The sequence below is a fragment of the Xinfangfangia pollutisoli genome (genome assembly GCF_020179405.1).
GTDB classification, from domain to species: Bacteria; Pseudomonadota; Alphaproteobacteria; order Rhodobacterales; family Rhodobacteraceae; genus Pseudogemmobacter; species Pseudogemmobacter pollutisoli.
On record NZ_JAICBZ010000016.1, the window covers coordinates 1 to 15,811 of the forward strand.

17 protein-coding genes and 1 pseudogene are annotated in these 15,811 nt (G+C 65.8%); 8 read left to right on the forward strand and 10 right to left on the reverse strand.

Annotated features, from left to right (window positions below; translation table 11 throughout):
• The 7 genes from K1Y73_RS07270 to K1Y73_RS07300 form a co-directional block, all read right to left on the reverse strand.
• Positions 1-352 (reverse strand): aldolase/citrate lyase family protein (locus K1Y73_RS07270; protein ID WP_263626552.1); only part of this gene is annotated, 352 nt, incomplete at its 3' end.
• Positions 353-361: 9 nt separating this feature from the next.
• Positions 362-964 (reverse strand): TetR/AcrR family transcriptional regulator, encoded by a 603-nt coding sequence (locus K1Y73_RS07275; RefSeq protein WP_225027552.1) that lies wholly within the window; start codon positions 962-964, stop codon positions 362-364.
• Between the two features lie 121 nt (positions 965-1,085).
• Positions 1,086-1,838: an SDR family NAD(P)-dependent oxidoreductase gene (locus K1Y73_RS07280; RefSeq protein ID WP_225027553.1), complete on the reverse strand. Its 753-nt coding sequence runs from the start codon at positions 1,836-1,838 to the stop codon at positions 1,086-1,088.
• Positions 1,835-2,293 carry a MaoC family dehydratase gene (locus tag K1Y73_RS07285; protein ID WP_225027554.1) on the reverse strand — a complete coding sequence of 153 codons (459 nt, stop codon included), beginning with the start codon at positions 2,291-2,293 and terminating at the stop codon, positions 1,835-1,837. The genes K1Y73_RS07280 and K1Y73_RS07285 overlap by 4 nt, the downstream gene beginning before the upstream one ends.
• Positions 2,293-4,245: an acetyl/propionyl/methylcrotonyl-CoA carboxylase subunit alpha gene (locus K1Y73_RS07290; protein ID WP_225027555.1), complete on the reverse strand. Its 1,953-nt coding sequence runs from the start codon at positions 4,243-4,245 to the stop codon at positions 2,293-2,295. Before K1Y73_RS07290 ends, K1Y73_RS07285 begins: the two co-directional genes overlap by 1 nt.
• 3 nt (positions 4,246-4,248) lie before the next feature.
• The gene (locus K1Y73_RS07295; protein WP_225027556.1) at positions 4,249-5,850 is read right to left on the reverse strand and encodes an acyl-CoA carboxylase subunit beta; all 1,602 of its coding nucleotides are present in this window, start codon (positions 5,848-5,850) and stop codon (positions 4,249-4,251) included.
• 51 nt (positions 5,851-5,901) lie between these two features.
• Positions 5,902-6,351 carry a MaoC/PaaZ C-terminal domain-containing protein gene (locus K1Y73_RS07300; RefSeq protein ID WP_225027558.1) on the reverse strand — a complete coding sequence of 150 codons (450 nt, stop codon included), beginning with the start codon at positions 6,349-6,351 and terminating at the stop codon, positions 5,902-5,904.
• A gap of 241 nt (positions 6,352-6,592) precedes the next feature.
• Between K1Y73_RS07300 and K1Y73_RS07305 the strand changes: the two genes are divergently transcribed.
• The 8 genes and pseudogenes from K1Y73_RS07305 to K1Y73_RS07340 form a co-directional block, all read left to right on the forward strand.
• Positions 6,593-7,354, forward strand: coding sequence for a PaaI family thioesterase (locus K1Y73_RS07305; protein ID WP_225027608.1), 762 nt, complete (start codon positions 6,593-6,595; stop codon positions 7,352-7,354).
• Between the two features lie 79 nt (positions 7,355-7,433).
• Positions 7,434-8,528: a TRAP transporter substrate-binding protein DctP gene (gene dctP / locus K1Y73_RS07310; protein ID WP_225027560.1), complete on the forward strand. Its 1,095-nt coding sequence runs from the start codon at positions 7,434-7,436 to the stop codon at positions 8,526-8,528.
• Between the two features lie 84 nt (positions 8,529-8,612).
• Entirely contained in the window at positions 8,613-9,128 is a 516-nt protein-coding gene (locus tag K1Y73_RS07315) for a TRAP transporter small permease subunit (protein ID WP_225027561.1), read from the forward strand.
• Complete coding sequence (locus K1Y73_RS07320) at positions 9,125-10,426, forward strand: TRAP transporter large permease (protein WP_225027562.1); 1,302 nt, start codon at positions 9,125-9,127, stop codon at positions 10,424-10,426. Before K1Y73_RS07315 ends, K1Y73_RS07320 begins: the two co-directional genes overlap by 4 nt.
• Positions 10,427-10,454: 28 nt before the next feature.
• Positions 10,455-12,059: an AMP-binding protein gene (locus K1Y73_RS07325; protein ID WP_225027563.1), complete on the forward strand. Its 1,605-nt coding sequence runs from the start codon at positions 10,455-10,457 to the stop codon at positions 12,057-12,059.
• Between the two features lie 21 nt (positions 12,060-12,080).
• Positions 12,081-12,872 carry an enoyl-CoA hydratase/isomerase family protein gene (locus tag K1Y73_RS07330; RefSeq protein ID WP_225027564.1) on the forward strand — a complete coding sequence of 264 codons (792 nt, stop codon included), beginning with the start codon at positions 12,081-12,083 and terminating at the stop codon, positions 12,870-12,872.
• Between the two features lie 406 nt (positions 12,873-13,278).
• Positions 13,279-14,154, forward strand: a complete 876-nt coding sequence (locus K1Y73_RS07335) for an aldo/keto reductase (RefSeq protein WP_225027565.1) — start codon at positions 13,279-13,281, stop codon at positions 14,152-14,154.
• A gap of 136 nt (positions 14,155-14,290) precedes the next feature.
• Positions 14,291-14,527: pseudogene (locus K1Y73_RS07340) on the forward strand (bifunctional hydroxymethylpyrimidine kinase/phosphomethylpyrimidine kinase); the annotation flags it as partial.
• A gap of 84 nt (positions 14,528-14,611) precedes the next feature.
• Here K1Y73_RS07340 and K1Y73_RS22105 read toward each other — a convergent pair.
• Genes K1Y73_RS22105 through K1Y73_RS22110 form a run of 3 tightly spaced genes read right to left on the reverse strand, consistent with a single transcriptional unit; the run spans position 14,612 to position 15,811 of the window.
• On the reverse strand, positions 14,612-14,902 hold the full coding sequence (locus K1Y73_RS22105) for a thiolase family protein (RefSeq protein ID WP_318248225.1): 291 nt from the start codon (positions 14,900-14,902) through the stop codon (positions 14,612-14,614).
• Positions 14,793-15,653, reverse strand: a complete 861-nt coding sequence (locus tag K1Y73_RS07345; RefSeq protein WP_318248222.1) for a thiolase family protein — start codon at positions 15,651-15,653, stop codon at positions 14,793-14,795. The genes K1Y73_RS22105 and K1Y73_RS07345 overlap by 110 nt, the downstream gene beginning before the upstream one ends.
• Positions 15,650-15,811 carry a hypothetical protein gene (locus K1Y73_RS22110; RefSeq protein WP_318248223.1) on the reverse strand — a complete coding sequence of 54 codons (162 nt, stop codon included), beginning with the start codon at positions 15,809-15,811 and terminating at the stop codon, positions 15,650-15,652. Before K1Y73_RS22110 ends, K1Y73_RS07345 begins: the two co-directional genes overlap by 4 nt.

Here is a 15,811-nt window from a genome sequence, read left to right on the forward strand (position 1 = left end):
CATCGCCGCCGCCATGCGTCGCGACAAGCCGGGCCAAAGCCTCGACATCGGCAGGCCCCGCGCATTTCGGCAGCACATAGCCCGCGGGGCGATGGCGCGCGGTGGCGATGACATCGGCCTCGGTCATCCCGGTCGCAAGCGCATTCACCCGGATCAGCCGGGCCGGGCCGGACGGATGGGCGCCGTGCCCTGCCGCCAGGAAGCCCGCCACGATCTGGCGCGCGGCATCTTTCTGCGCCAGACCCACGGCATCTTCCAGATCAAGGATGATGGCATCCGCCGGGCCTGCGGCGGCCCCCGCCAGCTTGCGCGGCTGGTCGGCAGGCACGAAAAGGTAGGAACGATAGTCCATGGCAATCCTTCAGCGGGCGTTCCGCAGCAGCGCCTCGATATGACCGGCGAAAGCCATGGCCGAGTCGCGATTGGGGTTGAACCATTCCAGAGCCCCGTTCAGCGCCCCGATCAGCAGGTGGCGCAGGTAGCGGACATCGTCATAGGCGGCATCCGGCCCCAGATATTCGCCCAGCAGGTCGATCCAGATCCGGTCATAGCTGCGCCGCACCTCGCGCAGGCGGTTGCGGATCGGCGTCGGCACGAAGGGGTAGCAGCGGATGTGGCTGGAGACGAAGTCGCTTTTCTTCAGCATCGTATCCAGATGAACCCGCACGGCGATCATGATCCGATCGGTCGGCGGCAGGTCGGGATGTCTGGCCAGCGCCTCGCGCACCGCAGCCTCGACCACCTCGACGCCGATGCGCATGACCTCGGTCACCAGGTCATCCTTGGACTGGAAGTGATAATACAGGCTGCCCGCCTTCATGTTCACTTCGGCCGCCAGATCCCGCAGCGACATTTCGGCATAGCCCACCCGCCGCATCAGGCCGGCAGCGGCGGAAAGGATTTCCGCCCGCGCAACGTCGGCCTTGCCGATTTTCCGGGTCGGGGGGGGCTGAAGCTCACTCATTCTGGATGTCCTGTCTGCACCGGACCCATTCTGCCACGCCCTTGCGCGCTGCGCACCCCATCCTGCGGCGTCCGCCTGCCCATTGCATCAGCGGCAGGCGCCAGCCGGTCTGCAGGCACGGTCATATCGCCGAGATCCCGCCGGTGATCGAGATGCATTGCCCGGTGATCCGCGCCGCGCGGGGCGAGGCGAGAAACACCGCCATCTCGGCCAGATCCTGCGGCTGGACGACGCCCAGATGGGCCAGGGTCTTGGCCTTGCCGAACAGGCGGCCGGCGAATTCGTCTGCCATCACGCTGTCATGCAGGGCCGTGCCCTCGACGATCGAAGGGGTCAGGCAGTTGACCCTGATGCCTTGCCGCTTGGCCTCATAGGCCATGGCGCGGCAGAACATCATGATCCCGGCCATCGCGGTTCCGATCGCAACCTCGCCCGGCGTTGCCAGCTTGCCCGCGTCCGAGGCCACGCACAGGATCGAACCGCCGCCGCGCGCCGTCATGCCCGGCAGCACGGCGCGCGCGGGCAGGATCGTCGGCGCAAGCGAGCGGCCGATGGTTCCCATCAACTCTTCCAGCGGGATCTGCGCCAGAAGCCGCGGCATCGGATTGCCGCCCGCGCATGAGAAAAGCGCGTCGATGCCGCCCAGATGCGCCTCGGCGGCCGCGACCATATCGGCGCATTGCGCCGGATCGCCCGCCTCCGCCGTCACCGCAAGGACCGCCGAGCCCAAGGCGGCCGCGGCGGCCTGCGCCCGGTCGGGGTCGCGGCCGGCGATGACGACGCGCGCGCCGTCCTGCACCAGGCGCGCGGCGATGGCCCGCCCGATCCCGCCGGTTCCGCCCACGACCAGGGCCCGCAAGGGCGCCTCGGTCATGCCGATACCGGGCGCTTCATCATCAGCGCCGCCCGGTCACAGGTGCCGCACAGCACGTCATCCTGATTGTAGCATTCGTGGCGCAGGGTCACGATGCCCTCGCCGGGGCGCGACTTGCTTTCGCGCTTGGCCACGACCAGGGTCTTCATGCGGATCGTATCGCCCTCGAACAGCGGATGGGGAAATTTCACATCCGTCATGCCCAGATTGGCAACCGTCGTGCCGAAGGTGGTGTCGTTCACCGTCATGCCGACCATGCAGCCCAGCGTGAGCAACGAGTTCACCAGCGGCTTCTTCCAGACCGTCTTGGCGGCCGCCGCCACGCTGATGTGAACCGGCTGGGTGTTCATCGTCAGAAGCGAAAACCAGCGGTTGTCGGTTTCGGTGATCGTGCGTGTCCATTCATGGTTGAACACCATCCCTGCTTCGAAATCCTCGAACCAAAGCCCTGCCATCAGACTGCCTCCTCAAGTTCCACCAGAATGCTGCGCGCCGTCAGCGTTTCGCCCACCGCACAGCCAAGCCGCGTCACCCGGCCGTCAAAGGGCGCGACCAGACTGTGAACCAGCTTCATCGCCTCCATCTCGACCAGGGGGTCGCCCTTGCGGACCATATCCTGGGGCTGCACATGGATGGCCGAGACCAGCCCGGTCAGGGGCGCCTGGATCTGCCCGGCGTGATCGCCGGATGCCTGGTTGTCCAGACTGGATTCCGAAAGTGCCCGGACCTTTGCCGCCACGGTATGGCCAAGCCAGCAGCCATGGATCACATCGCCCTGCCGCCAGTAGCGGGCCGTTTCCATCCCGGTCAGGGGCTGGCTTTCCTCTGCCTGCACCACGCGCGGCGGCGAGGACAGCTCGATGCGCAGATCGGCGGTGCCCGCCTCGTCCTCGACCCGAAGGGGGATCGTGGCCGGCCGACTGGCCGCGGTGACGCGGAACCCGTCGCTGCGGCGCAGCGGGTCGGTTCCGGGGGCGGCGATCGCCTGCAGCGAAGCGCCGGCGCGCAGTTTCAGGACATGCCCCCGATCGGGCGCCCAGCCTGCGGGGAAATGGTCGGCCAGAAAGCCGGTCGTCGCCTGACCTTGGGCAAAGACCGGCGCGCGCAGACAATCGGCCAGGAAGGGCTGGTTGGTCTGGACGCCGGGCATCGCCAGCATCTCCAGCCCTTCGATCAGCCGCAGCCGCGCGCTTTCGCGGTCGGGACCATGCGCAATCAGCTTGGCCAGCATGGAATCGTAATGCGTGCCGACGGTTGATCCGGGCATGACGCCGGTGTCAAAGCGCAGGCCCCGCGGCGCCACGATATCGACGAAGCGGCCCGTGGCGGGCAGAAAGCCCGCATCCGGGCGTTCGGCATTCAACCGCACCTCGATCGCATGGCCGCGCGCAACGATCTGATCCTGCGTAAGACCCAGCGGCAATCCGGCCGCCTGCCGCAACTGCAACTCGACCAGATCGACACCGCAGATCGCTTCGGTCACCGGATGCTCGACCTGCAGGCGGGTGTTCATTTCCAGGAAGAACACCTCGTCCGAGCCCGATTGCATGATGAATTCGACCGTTCCCGCCCCGGCATAGGAGATGGCCCGGGCAAGTTTCAGCGCGTTCTCGTACAGCATCGACCGGATCGCGTCCGGCAGGTTCGGCGCCGGAGCCTCTTCGACCAGCTTCTGGTGGTTGCGCTGGATCGAACAGTCGCGTTCGAAGAAATGCAGCGCATCGCCCTTGCCGTCGCCAAAGACCTGCACCTCAAGATGCCGCGGCGCCAGTATCAGGCGCTCGATGAACACGGTATCGTCGCCAAAGGCAGCGCCGGCCTCGGCCCGGGCGCTTTGGATCGCGGTCTGCAGCTGGCTGGCATCCGCAACCTCGCGCATGCCGCGCCCGCCCCCGCCGGCGCTGGCCTTGACCATGACCGGATAGCCGATGCGGTCGGCCGCCGCAGCGATATCCGCCATGCCGGCATTCCTGGCCTCGTATCCGGGAACGATGGGCACACCGGCCGCCTCGGCGATGCGCCTTGCCTCGATCTTCGATCCCATCGCGGCCACGGCCTCGGGGCTGGGCCCGACGAACACGATCCCGGCCGCGGCACAGGCCGCTGAAAACCCTGCGTTTTCCGACAGGAAGCCATAGCCCGGATGGATCGCGTCGGCGCCCGAGCGGCGCGCCGCGGCGATCACCGCCTCGATGTTCAGATAGCTTTGCGCCGAGGGCGCCGGCCCGATCAGATGCGCCTCATCCGCCAGCGAGACATGCCGCGCATCGGCATCGGCTTCGGAATAGATGGCGATCGCGCGCAGCCCCAGCTTGTGGCAGGCGGCGATGATCCGGCAGGCGATCTCGCCGCGGTTGGCCACCAGAACAGACCGGATCGGCCGGGACGCTTTAAGGAATTCATTCATGAGTCACATCCTGTAGACGGCGCGCGGCGCGCCGCGCTGCGGGCGGGTAAAGCCAAGCGCAAGGCAGATCCCCAGCACGCGGCGGGTATCGCGCGGGTCGATGATCCCGTCATCGAACAGGCGGGCGGTGCAGAAATACGGGTCCGACTTGTCTTCGAACATCTTGCGGACGCCGGCGTCATAGGCGGCAAGTTCTTCGGGCGTGGCAGGATTCTTGCTGATCGAGGCCAGGCGCAGTTCCATCAGCACGGCGCTGCCGACATCGGGGTTCATGCCGCCGACGCGGGCATTCGGCCAGACGAACATGAAGCGCGGCCGGAAGCCCCGGCCCGACATGCCGTAATTGCCAGCACCATAAGAACTGCCGGTCACGATGGTGTAGCGCGGCATCCGGCTGTTCGACATGGCATAGACCAGCTTGGCCGAATGCTTGGAAATGCCGTTCCGCTCGGCATCGCTGCCGACCATGAAGCCGGTGGTGTTCTGCAGAAAGACGATCGGCGTATGCCGCTGGTCGCACAGCTCGATGAAATGCGCGCCCTTGAGGCAGGCCTCGCCGAACAGCACGCCATTGTTGGCGATGATCCCCACCGGGAAGCCGTCGATATGGGCAAAGCCGCAGACCAGGGTTTCGCCCCATTCCGGCTTGAACTCGTGGAAGCGGCTGCCATCGACCAGACGCGCGATCACCTCGCGCTGATCGAAGGGGCGGCTCAGATCGGTGCCGACGATGCCGGGCAGATCGTCGGCCGCGAACAGCGGCTCTTCCGGGGTCTGGCGCACGGGGGCCAGCGGCTGGACATAGTTCAGCGCCCCCACGATGTCGCGCATCCGCCCCAGGCCCGAGCTTTCATCGGCCGCCAGATGGTCGCTGACGCCCGAGGTCAGCGCATGCATCCGCGCGCCCCCCAGGGTCATCCGGTCCACCACCTCGGAAATCGCGGCCTTCACGATCGAGGGCCCGCCCAGGTGGATCGAGGCCATCTCGTCCACCATGATGAATTCGTCGCAAAGCGCGGGGATATAGGCGCCGCCGGCGGTGCATTCGCCGAACACGATGGCGATCTGCGGGATCCCCTCGGCCGACATGCGGCACTGGCGGTAGAAGGTGCCGCCGAAATGGTTCTCGTCGTAGAAAACCTCTTCCATCTGGTTCAGGTTCGCACCGCCGCAATCGACCAGATAGAGGATCGGCAGACGGTTCTCCCAGGCGATCTCCTGCGCGCGGATGTGCTTTTTCACCGTCTCGCGGAAGAAGCTGCCGCCTTTGACGGTCGCGTCATTGGCGATGATCATGCAGGCAGTGCCGCGCACCGTGCCGACGCCGGTGACAAGGCCCGCCGCGGGCAGCTGCCCCTCGTACAGGCCCCAGCCCGCCAGCGGGCTCAGCTCAAGAAAGGGCGTACCCGGGTCGATCAACAGGTCGATCCGGTCGCGCACCAGGATCTTGCCCCGGGCGCGGTGGCGCTCGACCATCCGGGGGCCGCCGCCCGCCAGCGACCATTCCAGGCGGTCGCGCAACTGGTCGAGCAGGCCCTGATAGGCCCCTGTCCGGGTCTGGAAGCCGCTGTCGCGCGGATCGATCGCTGTGGTCAATGTGGTCATGGATGCTCGCTTTCGGCTTTGCGGGCGGGCCCGCAGTCTTCAGGCAAAGGCTCAGGCGGTGCGGCTGTGGCCGGATTTCATCAGAAGTGTCAGCGCGCCCTCCTGAACCACCGCGCCGGTCTGGTTCTTCACCTCCAGCGCCAGCACGACCACGCCATGCCCCGCCCGGGTCGGGCGCACCGAGCGGGTGGTGACGACGGCATGGATCGTGTCGCCGGGTTTGACCGGAGCGCGAAAGTCCCAGTTCAGGTTCAACAGCCCCATCGCGGTGCCGTTGATCAGGTTCAGCTGCGACATCAGCCCGATCGCCATCGAAAGCGTCATCGGCCCATGGGCGATGCGCGTGCCGAAAGGCGTGGCGCGGCAATGCTCTTCGTCCGAATGCAGCGGGTTGAAGTCGCCGGACAGGCCGCAGAACTGCGCGACCTCGCCCTCGGTCACCGTGCGGCCCTGCGTCACCCAACGCTGTTCGGTGAAGAATTCCTCGAAGGTCAGTCCCATTCAGCAGCCCCAAGTCACAGTAGATTTTCGGACAGTTGTTAGGTAGATTAAACAGCAGGGAAGAGTTTGGTCAACCGGGATCTGCGCAAAGATCGGCACCCGGCCCAACAGGAACAGGAGCCGCAGGATGAAGGGCCAAGGGCCAGGGCAGCCAGATCTGCTAGCCACCCTGGGTGGGGCCATCGTGCATGACCAGGAACTTGGAATTGTCACTTCAGTTCAAGAAGATGGCCTGGTGCAGATGCGCCTGCCCTACCGGCCGGCCCTGACCCGAACCAGCCACGACGGGATTGACGAGGGGGCAATCACCACGCTTCTGGACACGGTCTGCGGTGTCTCGGCGATGGCCGGCCTGGACTATCGCGAATCAACCGCCACGCTGGACTTGCGGATCGACCATCTGGCGCCCGCCCTTCCCGGGCAGGATCTGCAGGCCACCGCCAGGGTCACGCATATCTCGGGCAGCGCCGCACGGGGCGCGGTTCTGGTTGCGGCCAGCGCCCGCACGCCCGAAAGCCAGGCAGACTGCGCGCGGGCACTGGGACGGTTCTACCGCAAGAAACTGCCCCGACCCGACAGGGCGCACAGCCTGCACAGCGACCGAGTCCTTGATGGCTTCCCAGATTATCAAAGCCTTATGGGATTCACCGCCCAAGCGGATGGCGCGATTCTTCTGCCCTATCGCGTCGGGCTGATCGGGAATGGCAGCCTGCCCGCGCTGCATGGCGGCGCCATCGCCGCGCATCTGCTGGAATCGGCGCGCCATCTGATGCGCGACACGCCCACCCCCCAGGTGGCGACCGCGCAGTACAGTTTTCTGATCTATGGTCGGCCACAGGATCTTCTGGCCACCGCCCAGGTTGAAAAGCCTGGCCGTGCGGTCAGTTTCGTCTCGGCCCGCGCCGGGCATCCTGGCGAAACCACCCCTGTCGCGACGGCCGTTTTCACCTTTGTCGCCCCGCCTTCTGCTGGAAGCCTCGACAGCGGGCTTGCAATGCGGTGAAGACTCGCTACTCTGATTTTAGGACAGTCGTTAGGTAGAAATCGGGGAGGGTTTCGCGACTGGCAACGAGGAGGGAACAATGACGAAGACGAACTCCCGCATCACCGCGCTTGGCGCGGCCGCCCTGACGGCTTTCGCCGGACTGGCAACGCAAGCAAGCGCCGATGCCACGCTAAGCTATGCGACCTATTTCAGCAGCAGCGATCCGCTGGTGCAGGTCGACATGTGGTTCATGGCGCAGGTGACCGAACGCAGCAAAGGCGCGATCACCTTCGACCAGTATATCGGCGGGGCGATGCTGGGCGGCCCCGAGATCTATCCCGGCCTGTCGCGTGGCGCGGTGGATATGGGCATGAGCGTGCCCTCGGCCTTCCATCCGACCGAATACATCCTGACGAATGTCACCCTGCCCTACATCACCGAAAACGCGGTCGCCACGACCTATGCCTTCAACCAGCTGTACAAAGAACTGCCCGAGCTGAAGACGGAATACGAAAGCCGCAACATCCACCTGCTGTATGGGCTGTCCTTCCCGGAAAACAGCATCTGGTCGAACAAGCCGATCCACACGATCGAAGATCTTTCCGGCATGCGGATCCGCTCGGTCATGAGCATCGCGGACGCGCTGCAGATCCTGAGTGCGGTGCCGGTGTCGATGGGCTTCGCCGATGCGGTGTCAAGCCTGCAGCGCGGCCTGCTGGACGGGCTGTCTTCGGCGCCCTTCCTGACCAGCATGGCCGTCGGGGTGCATGAATTCGCGCCCTATGTCTCGGATGGCGGGGGGATGGGCGTCTATGCCGTTTCCAGCACCGGCATCAACGCGGATGCCTGGGCCCGGCTGACGCCGGAGGAGCAGGCCATCTTCACCGAGGTTGCGGCCGAAGTGCCCGACCATTACGCGGCGATCATGAACGACCTCGTGTCCGAAAGCGTCGACAAGCTGCATTCCGTCGGCGTGACCAAAGTCGTCATCATGTCCGAGGACCAGGCGAAGCGCGTCCGCGATGCGGTGACCGACACCTTGTGGAAGAACTGGCTGACCGCGGCGAATGCCGCCGGCTATGACGGTCAGGCGATCCTGGACCGCTACATCGCGCTGGTGCGCGAGAGCGAGGCGACGGCGGCCTACACGCCGGGCCTGGAACTCTACATGGATCGCTACGGCAAAGACTGACCGCGACGAAACCGGGCCGTCGCCGCGCGGCCCGGATTCCACCGATGACGGGCGGAAAGCCCGCTCTGCAACAGGGAAACCACCATGCGCGTCTTCCAAGCTATAGAGCGCCTGCACCACGGCCTGGGCGTTCTGTCGGGCCTGATGATCTTCGTCATCACCCTCATCGTCGTGATCGACGTCGCGATGCGCGCGCTCTTCAACATGCCGATCCCGGGGGCGACCGAACTCAGCACCCTTCTGCTGGTGGCCTTGATCTATCTGGGTCTGGCCGCTGTCCAGGCTTCCAAGCAGAATTACCGGGTCGAGATCCTGATCGGCACGGTCGCGGCGCGCACCCGGGCGGCGCTGAACATCCTGACCACGCTGCTGTCGATGATCGCGATCGGCATCCTGGCTTGGTTCACCCTGGCCGAGGCCTGGCACGCCACCGCAACCCAGGAGATGACGTTCGGCGCCATCGTCTTTCCGGTCTGGCCGGCGCGGATCGCCGTCGCCCTTGGCCTGACCCTCCTCACGCTGCAACTCTTGATGGACACAATCCGGCTCTGCCTCGGCCTTCAGACCGACCAGGGCGAAAGCGGGGGCCTGCAAGAATGACGCCGATTGAAGTTGGCTGGCTGATCATCGCCCTTCTGATCCTGTTGCTGATCATGGGCATGCCCATCGCCTTCGCGCTGATCAGCAGCGCCCTGGTCGGCATCTTCCTGACCCGGGGTGCTGCGGGGTTCGAATTCGTCGTGGCGACCTTCCCCTATTCCTACGTCGCGAATTTCGCCTATGTCGTCGTGCCCTTGTTCATGTTGATGAGCTATCTGGCCTACGCGACAGGCATGTCGAACCGGGCCTTCCAGATGGCCTACAAGGTCACCCACGGGATGCGCGGCGGGCTGGCCACCGCTTCGGTCTTTGCCTGCGCGCTGTTCTCGACCGTCAGCGGATCCAGCATCGCCACCGCCTCGTCCATCGCGCGGATCGCGATCCCCGAGATGCGGGCCGCCGGATATTCCGACCGGCTGGCAGCGGGGTGCATCGCGGCAGGCGGCACGCTGGGCGTGCTGATCCCGCCCAGCAGCATCCTGATCATCTACAGCCTCGCCACGGGCACATCGGTGGTGCAGCTGTTCAGCGGCGCGCTGATCCCCGGGCTGATCACCGCGGTGGCCTATGTCATCGGCATCATGGTCATGGGCCATCTGCGCCCCGCCCTGGTCGGGGGCGTGCCCACCGGCCCCGGCATTCCTTTCAAAGAGCGGGTGCAGAGCCTGGCGCTGACCTGGGAAGCGATCCTGCTCTTTGGCGTGGTGATCGGCTCGATCTACCTCGGGATCGCCACCCCGAACGAGGCCGCAGCCCTGGGGGCGCTTCTCGCCTTCCTGATGGCGATGGCCCGCAAGGGGCGGATGAGGATCCTCAGGGGCGGCCTGAAGGAAGGCGGCAGCGTCACCTGCACGGTCTTCGCGCTGATCATCGGCGCGGGCCTGTTCAGCATCGCCCTGACCACCAGCCGCCTGCCCACCGAACTGGCGCTGATGGCGGCATCGGTCGATCTGCCGCCGACCGTGATGCTGATCCTGATCCTGATCCCGTTCCTGTTCCTGGGCGCCTTCATCGACGGCTTCTCGATGGTGCTTCTGACCATGCCGGTGGTCTTTCCCATCGTCCAGCAGCTGGGCGTCGATCCGATCCTGTTCGGCATCCTGGTGGTCAAGACCGTCGAAATCGGGCTGATCACGCCGCCGGTGGGGTTGAATGTCTTCGTGGTCAAGGGATCGGTGCCGAACCTGCCGCTGAAAGAGGTTTTCATCGGCTGCATCCCCTTCGTCTTCATCGAGCTCGCGCTGATCCTTTTGCTGATCGCCTTCCCTCAAATCGTGCTGTGGCCGCTGGGCCGCTGACAATACCCTTATCCGACGAGAGACGACCATGACCTTTGGCGCCATGCAGACCACTCTGGGCGAACTCCTGGCCGAACAGGCCGCCCGGTTCGGCGACAAGCCCCTGATCCGGTGGGAGGGCGAGGACTTTTCCTATGCCTTCGCCGACGGCCATGCCGACCGGGTCGCGACCCGGATGGCCGCCGAGCTGGGCATCGCCAAGGGCCAGCACATCGCCCTTTTCCTTGGCAATTCGCCGCAATTCGTGTGGACGATCTTCGCCCTGGCCCGGCTGGGGGCCGTGGCGGTGCCGTTGAACACGGCCGCGAAGGGCGAATTGCTGCGGTATTTCCTTGAAAACTCGCACAGCCGGATCCTGATCGTCGATCACGAACATCTTGACCGCGTCCTGCCGGTGCTGGACCAGGTGCCGCTGCTGGAACGCGTCGTGATCGTCGGCGCCCGCGATGGCGCCCCCCTGCCCGAGGGCATGCTGGACTTCTCGGATCTGGAGACGGGCCCCGCGATCCGGCCCGCGGTCCAGATCACCCCGCGCGATCCGATGTATCTGATGTACACATCGGGCACGACCGGCCCGTCGAAAGGCGTGATCAGCCCGCATTCGCAGGGGATCAGCGTCGGCAGCCAGCTGCATCACGTCTATCGCTATACCGAGGCCGATATCCTTTACACCTGCCTGCCGCTGTTCCACGGCAATGCGCTTTGGTATTCCTTCATGCCCGCGCTGTGTGCCGGGGCGACACTGGCCATCTCGCGCCGTTTCTCGGCCTCGCGCTTCTGGGACGAGGTGGCAGACTGCGGCGCCACCCAGACCAATGTACTGGGCGCCATGGCCAATATCGTCATCAAAGAGATCGACCGCGCCGACACCCCCCGCATCCGCCTGCGGCAGATGATGGTGGTGCCCGCGCTGAGCGCCGAGGTCGCAAGGCCGCTGACCGAAAGATTTGGGGTGAAGATCACCAGCCTCTTTGCCCAGACCGAGACTTTCGCGGTCACGCTTTACGGCCCCGATGAGGGCGGTTTGAAACTGGGCTCGGCCGGGCGGGTCTACCCCTATGTCGAGGTCGCCATTCTGGATGAGGAAGACAACCGGCTGCCCCCCGGCACCACCGGCGAAATCGCCCTGCGCCCCAGCCTGCCCGGCATCATGATGACAGGCTATTACGGCATGCCCGAAGCCACGCTTGAGGCGATGGGAACGCTGTGGCTGCATACCGGCGACCGGGGCTATCTTGACGAAGACAACTACCTGTATTTCGTCGACCGCAAGAAAGACGCGATCCGCCGCCGGGGCGAGAATATCTCGGCCTATGAGCTGGAAATGATCCTGTCGCGCCACCCCTCGATCCGGGAAACCGCCGCCGTCGCGGTGAAATCGGATCTGGGCGAGGATGACGTCCTGTGCTTCGTGGTCGCGGCCGAGGATGCGACGATCGACTTCGCCGAAGTGATCCGGTTCTGCGACCGGAACATGCCCTATTTCATGGTGCCGCGCTATCTGCACGTGCTGGAGGCCCTGCCCAAGACCTCGTCCGAGAAGATCGAGAAATACCGTCTGCGCGACTGGGCCAACGCAAACCTCGGGTCGCTTTGGGACCGCGAGGCGGCCAAGATCGTGCTGACCCGCTGATCCGTCCTGAAAGGAGACCCCGTGTCCACCCACGCCATGACCCTGACCTGGCCGGAGCCCGATGTCGCTCTGGTCACCCTGACCCGCGGCAGCGCGATGAACACGCTGAGCCACGATTTCCTGGACGAGCTTGAGGCGATCCTGGACGAGCTGGGCCCGAAGCCCATCCGGGCGATGATCCTGACCGGCTCTGGCCGGGCCTTCTGCTGCGGCGCGCATCTGGATTATTTCGAGGCCGAGAACATGGGCCAGGATGCCCGCTTCCGGCTGCGCGACAGCTATCTGAACCGCATCGCCGCCCTGTTCGACCGGCTGGAGGAACAGCCCTGGCCGACCATCGCGGCCATCAACGGCTATGCGCTTGGTGGCGGCTGCGAACTGGCGCTGTCCTGCGATTTCCGCATCATGGCCAAGGGCACCTTCCTGGGCCTGCCCGAGGTCAAGCTGGGGGCGCTGGCCGGGGCCGGCGGGGTGCAGAAACTGTCGCGCCATGTCGGGCGCAGCAAGGCCATGGAATGGATCCTGCTGGGCAGCCACATCCCGGCCGAAGAGGCCGAGCGTCGCGGCCTTCTCTATGCCATCGCCGAACCCGAAGCGCTGCTGGCTTCTGCGCTGGATCTGGCGGGCAAGCTGCGCGCGCTAAGCCCCCGCGCCATCGCGCAAAGCAAGGCCTCGGTCTATCTGTGCGAGGATGCCGACCTGCGCACGGCGCGCAAGTTCGGGCTGGAAAGCCTGGCCATGCTGATCGACAGCCGCGACTGGCAGATCGGGATCAAGGCCTTTCATGGCAAGACGGCCCCCGATTTCTCGTGACGATCCCTGCCGGCGACCTGAAGGCGGCATCGCCGCCGAACGCTGCCGGCAGGGCAAGTGCCCAGCCTGATGGGGCATTGGCCCCGGTGCCTGTCAGGCCGAAAGGCCGGCCCCGATATGGCGGTTCTCGCAAAACGCGGTTGCGATGACGCCGAACAGCGCCACATGGCCCCCAGCCGAACGCCGGCGCCTCGCTGTGCTACGGATGCTTACAGGCAATCGCTTGCCGGCAATCTAGAAGCCCGGGCCTGTGACGGCGACTCCATGGTCAAGCCCCGCTCAGAACCGCCAAGCCAGAGCCGACAAGGCCGCTCACCTTCCGGGCCCCGCCGCCAGGCAGACGAGGTGGTACACCACAGTCAATCACTGTCCAGGATTGCCCCCTGATCGGGGTCAGGCGCGGTTCTTGCAGCGCAAGGATTCACGGCCTGTTGCAATGATCCCTCGCTGGTTGCCACGACTTTCTCAACCTCAGCGCGGCGCCCTGCGGCGACACGACCAAAGCGCCAGATACGCCATTGTCGAGCAGGGGGGCGATGGCCAGCAGCACCTCCATATCGGGGCTGAGCGTGACCAGATCAGCCCGCATACTGGTCGCCACCAAGGCCGGCTGACGCGGAGCGGTCCTGACGTGTGGACGTCGAACGGCCGGCCCGACCATCTGATCGGGCGCGCCAAAAGAAGCCTCAAGACGCTGGGCGTCGAGCAGATTGGTCTCTGGCAGCTCCATCGCATTGACCCGCGCGTGCCGCGCGACGACCAGTTCGGCGCGATCAGGCAAGTGCTCGACGCGGGCATTCTCCGCAATGCGGGCCTGAGCGAAGTTTCGGTTGAAGAGATCAAGGCCACCGGCAAGGTGTTCCCGGTGGCGACGGTGCAGAACCGTTACAACCTTATCGACCGCGGCAGCGATGATGTGCTGGAGTATTGCGCGGCCAACCGCATCGGCTTCATCCCATGGTATCCGCTGGCGGAGGGCTGCCTGACCCGGCCCGGCGGCGCGGTCGACCGCATCGCGAAGGCCCACGACGCCCATGCCGGTCAGGTGGCACTCGCCTGGCTGCTCCAGCGCAGCCCGGTCATTCTTCCCATCCCCGGCACGCTCCGGGCCGCACATCTCGAAGAGAACTCCGTTGCTGCGGGCCTCAGCCTGTCGTCTGGCGAAGCCGCCGAACTCGGCGCGGCTGCCGGGCCGTTATTCTGTCCCGGCCTTGCCCCGGGCCGAAACCGCCCTAACCTTCGGGCACTTACTCGTTGGGGTGTCCTGGGCGGTCGGGGCTGAGAGGCTCATGCCGAAACATCGAACCTGATCCGGTTCATAGCGGCGGAGGGAACGGGTAGCTCAAGCATGTCACGGCGGAGTTCCAGCCGTGCGCCAAGCCCCCAGACCCAGTCCTTCGGTCAATTTTGGGGGCGACGTGACGACCATCGCATTGACCATTGCAGGCCCCGACAGCGGCGGTGGGGCTGGGAGTCAGGCCGATCTGAAGACCTTCTCGGCACTTGGTACCTGTGGCGCCAGTGTGCTGACCGCGATCACCGCGCAAAACGCCCGCGCCGTCAGCGCCATCGCCGCCCTGCTCCCCGCCATCCTACGCGCCCAGATCAAGGCGGTGTTCGACGATCTCGCCATGGGCGCGGTCAAGATCGGCATGCACCAAGGAAACAGGTTAGCAGGCTTCACGCGCATGGCATAAAAGCCATCATCTTGGCGTGTGGGCGCCACGGCCAGCAGATCATCAGACCCGCTCGGTCGCGATGGCGATGCCCTGGCCCACACCGATGCACATGGTGGACAGCGCCCGACGACCGCCGGCCAGCGCCAGTTGCAGCGCTGCGATGCCGGTGATCCGCGCGCCCGACATGCCCAAGGGATGGCCAAGCGCGATGGCCCCGCCGTTGGGGTTCACCCGGGCATCGTCACCGGCGATGCCCAGCTGGCGTAGGGTGGCGATGGCTTGGGCGGCAAAGGCCTCGTTCAGCTCGATCACGTCGAACTGGTCTTGTGTCAGGCCAAGCCGGGCCAGCAGCTTCTGGTTGGCGGGTGCTGGCCCGATCCCGATGATGCGGGGCGGAACGCGGCGACCGCACCACCAGAACGCGAGCAATCGGGGTCAGGCCATGCTTTTTCGCCGCCTCCTCCGACGCGAGGACCAGCGCCGCCGCCCGGTCATTCACGCCGCTGGCATTGCCGGCCGTGACCGAGCCGTTCGGGAACAGCGCGCGCAGCTTGGCCGAAGCTCGGGTGTGGTGGGGCGGGGGTGTTCGTCGCGGTCGACGGTGATCGGATCGCCCTTTCTGCGGGATCACCAACGGGGTGATTTCCTGCGCCAGACGACCTGAGGCCTGCGCCGCGGCAGCCTTGGCTTGCGAGAAGGGCGCCATAGCATCCTGCGCCTCGCGGCTGATGCCGTAGTCATCGGCGACGTTCTGACCGGCCTGTGGCATGGAATCGGTGCCGTAGGCCTTGTTCATCGCGGGATTGACGAAGCGCCAGCCGATGGTGGTGTCATAGACCGCATTGTCACGGCTGAAGGCAGTTTCCGCCTTCGGCATGACGAAGGGCGCGCGCGACATACTCTCTACACCGCCGGCGATATAGAGATCACCCTCACCCGCGCGGATCGCCCGCGCGGCGGTGATGACCGCATCCATGCCCGAACCACATAGGCGGTTCATCGTGGTTCCGCCGATCTCCAGCGGCAGCCCGGCCAGCAAGAGCGACATGCGCGCGACATTGCGGTTGTCCTCGCCCGCCTGATTGGCGCAGCCGAAGATCACATCATCAACCGCGCCTGCCAGTCGACGCCCGCATTGCGCGCCATCAGCGCCCGCAGCGGCACCGCGCCCAGATCATCCGGGCGAACCGAGGAGAGCGGCCCGCCATAACGGCCAATCGGGGTGCGGATATAGTCGCAGATGAAGACGTCACGGCCCAT

Excerpts from the sequence above, each read along its gene's own strand:
- K1Y73_RS07305 (WP_225027608.1), top strand. The coding sequence starts at position 6,593 with ATGCGCCTGCCCTACCGGCCGGCCCTGACCCGAACCAGCCACGACGGG.
- K1Y73_RS07300 (WP_225027558.1), bottom strand. The coding sequence starts at position 6,351 with ATGGGACTGACCTTCGAGGAATTCTTCACCGAACAGCGTTGGGTGACG.
- K1Y73_RS07275 (WP_225027552.1), bottom strand. The coding sequence starts at position 964 with ATGAGTGAGCTTCAGCCCCCCCCGACCCGGAAAATCGGCAAGGCCGAC.
- K1Y73_RS07285 (WP_225027554.1), bottom strand. The coding sequence starts at position 2,293 with ATGGCAGGGCTTTGGTTCGAGGATTTCGAAGCAGGGATGGTGTTCAAC.
- K1Y73_RS07295 (WP_225027556.1), bottom strand. The coding sequence starts at position 5,850 with ATGACCACATTGACCACAGCGATCGATCCGCGCGACAGCGGCTTCCAG.
- dctP (WP_225027560.1), top strand. The coding sequence starts at position 7,434 with ATGACGAAGACGAACTCCCGCATCACCGCGCTTGGCGCGGCCGCCCTG.
- K1Y73_RS07290 (WP_225027555.1), bottom strand. The coding sequence starts at position 4,245 with ATGAATGAATTCCTTAAAGCGTCCCGGCCGATCCGGTCTGTTCTGGTG.
- K1Y73_RS07325 (WP_225027563.1), top strand. The coding sequence starts at position 10,455 with ATGACCTTTGGCGCCATGCAGACCACTCTGGGCGAACTCCTGGCCGAA.
- K1Y73_RS22110 (WP_318248223.1), bottom strand. The coding sequence starts at position 15,811 with ATGGGCCGTGACGTCTTCATCTGCGACTATATCCGCACCCCGATTGGC.
- K1Y73_RS07315 (WP_225027561.1), top strand. The coding sequence starts at position 8,613 with ATGCGCGTCTTCCAAGCTATAGAGCGCCTGCACCACGGCCTGGGCGTT.
- K1Y73_RS07320 (WP_225027562.1), top strand. The coding sequence starts at position 9,125 with ATGACGCCGATTGAAGTTGGCTGGCTGATCATCGCCCTTCTGATCCTG.
- K1Y73_RS07280 (WP_225027553.1), bottom strand. The coding sequence starts at position 1,838 with ATGACCGAGGCGCCCTTGCGGGCCCTGGTCGTGGGCGGAACCGGCGGG.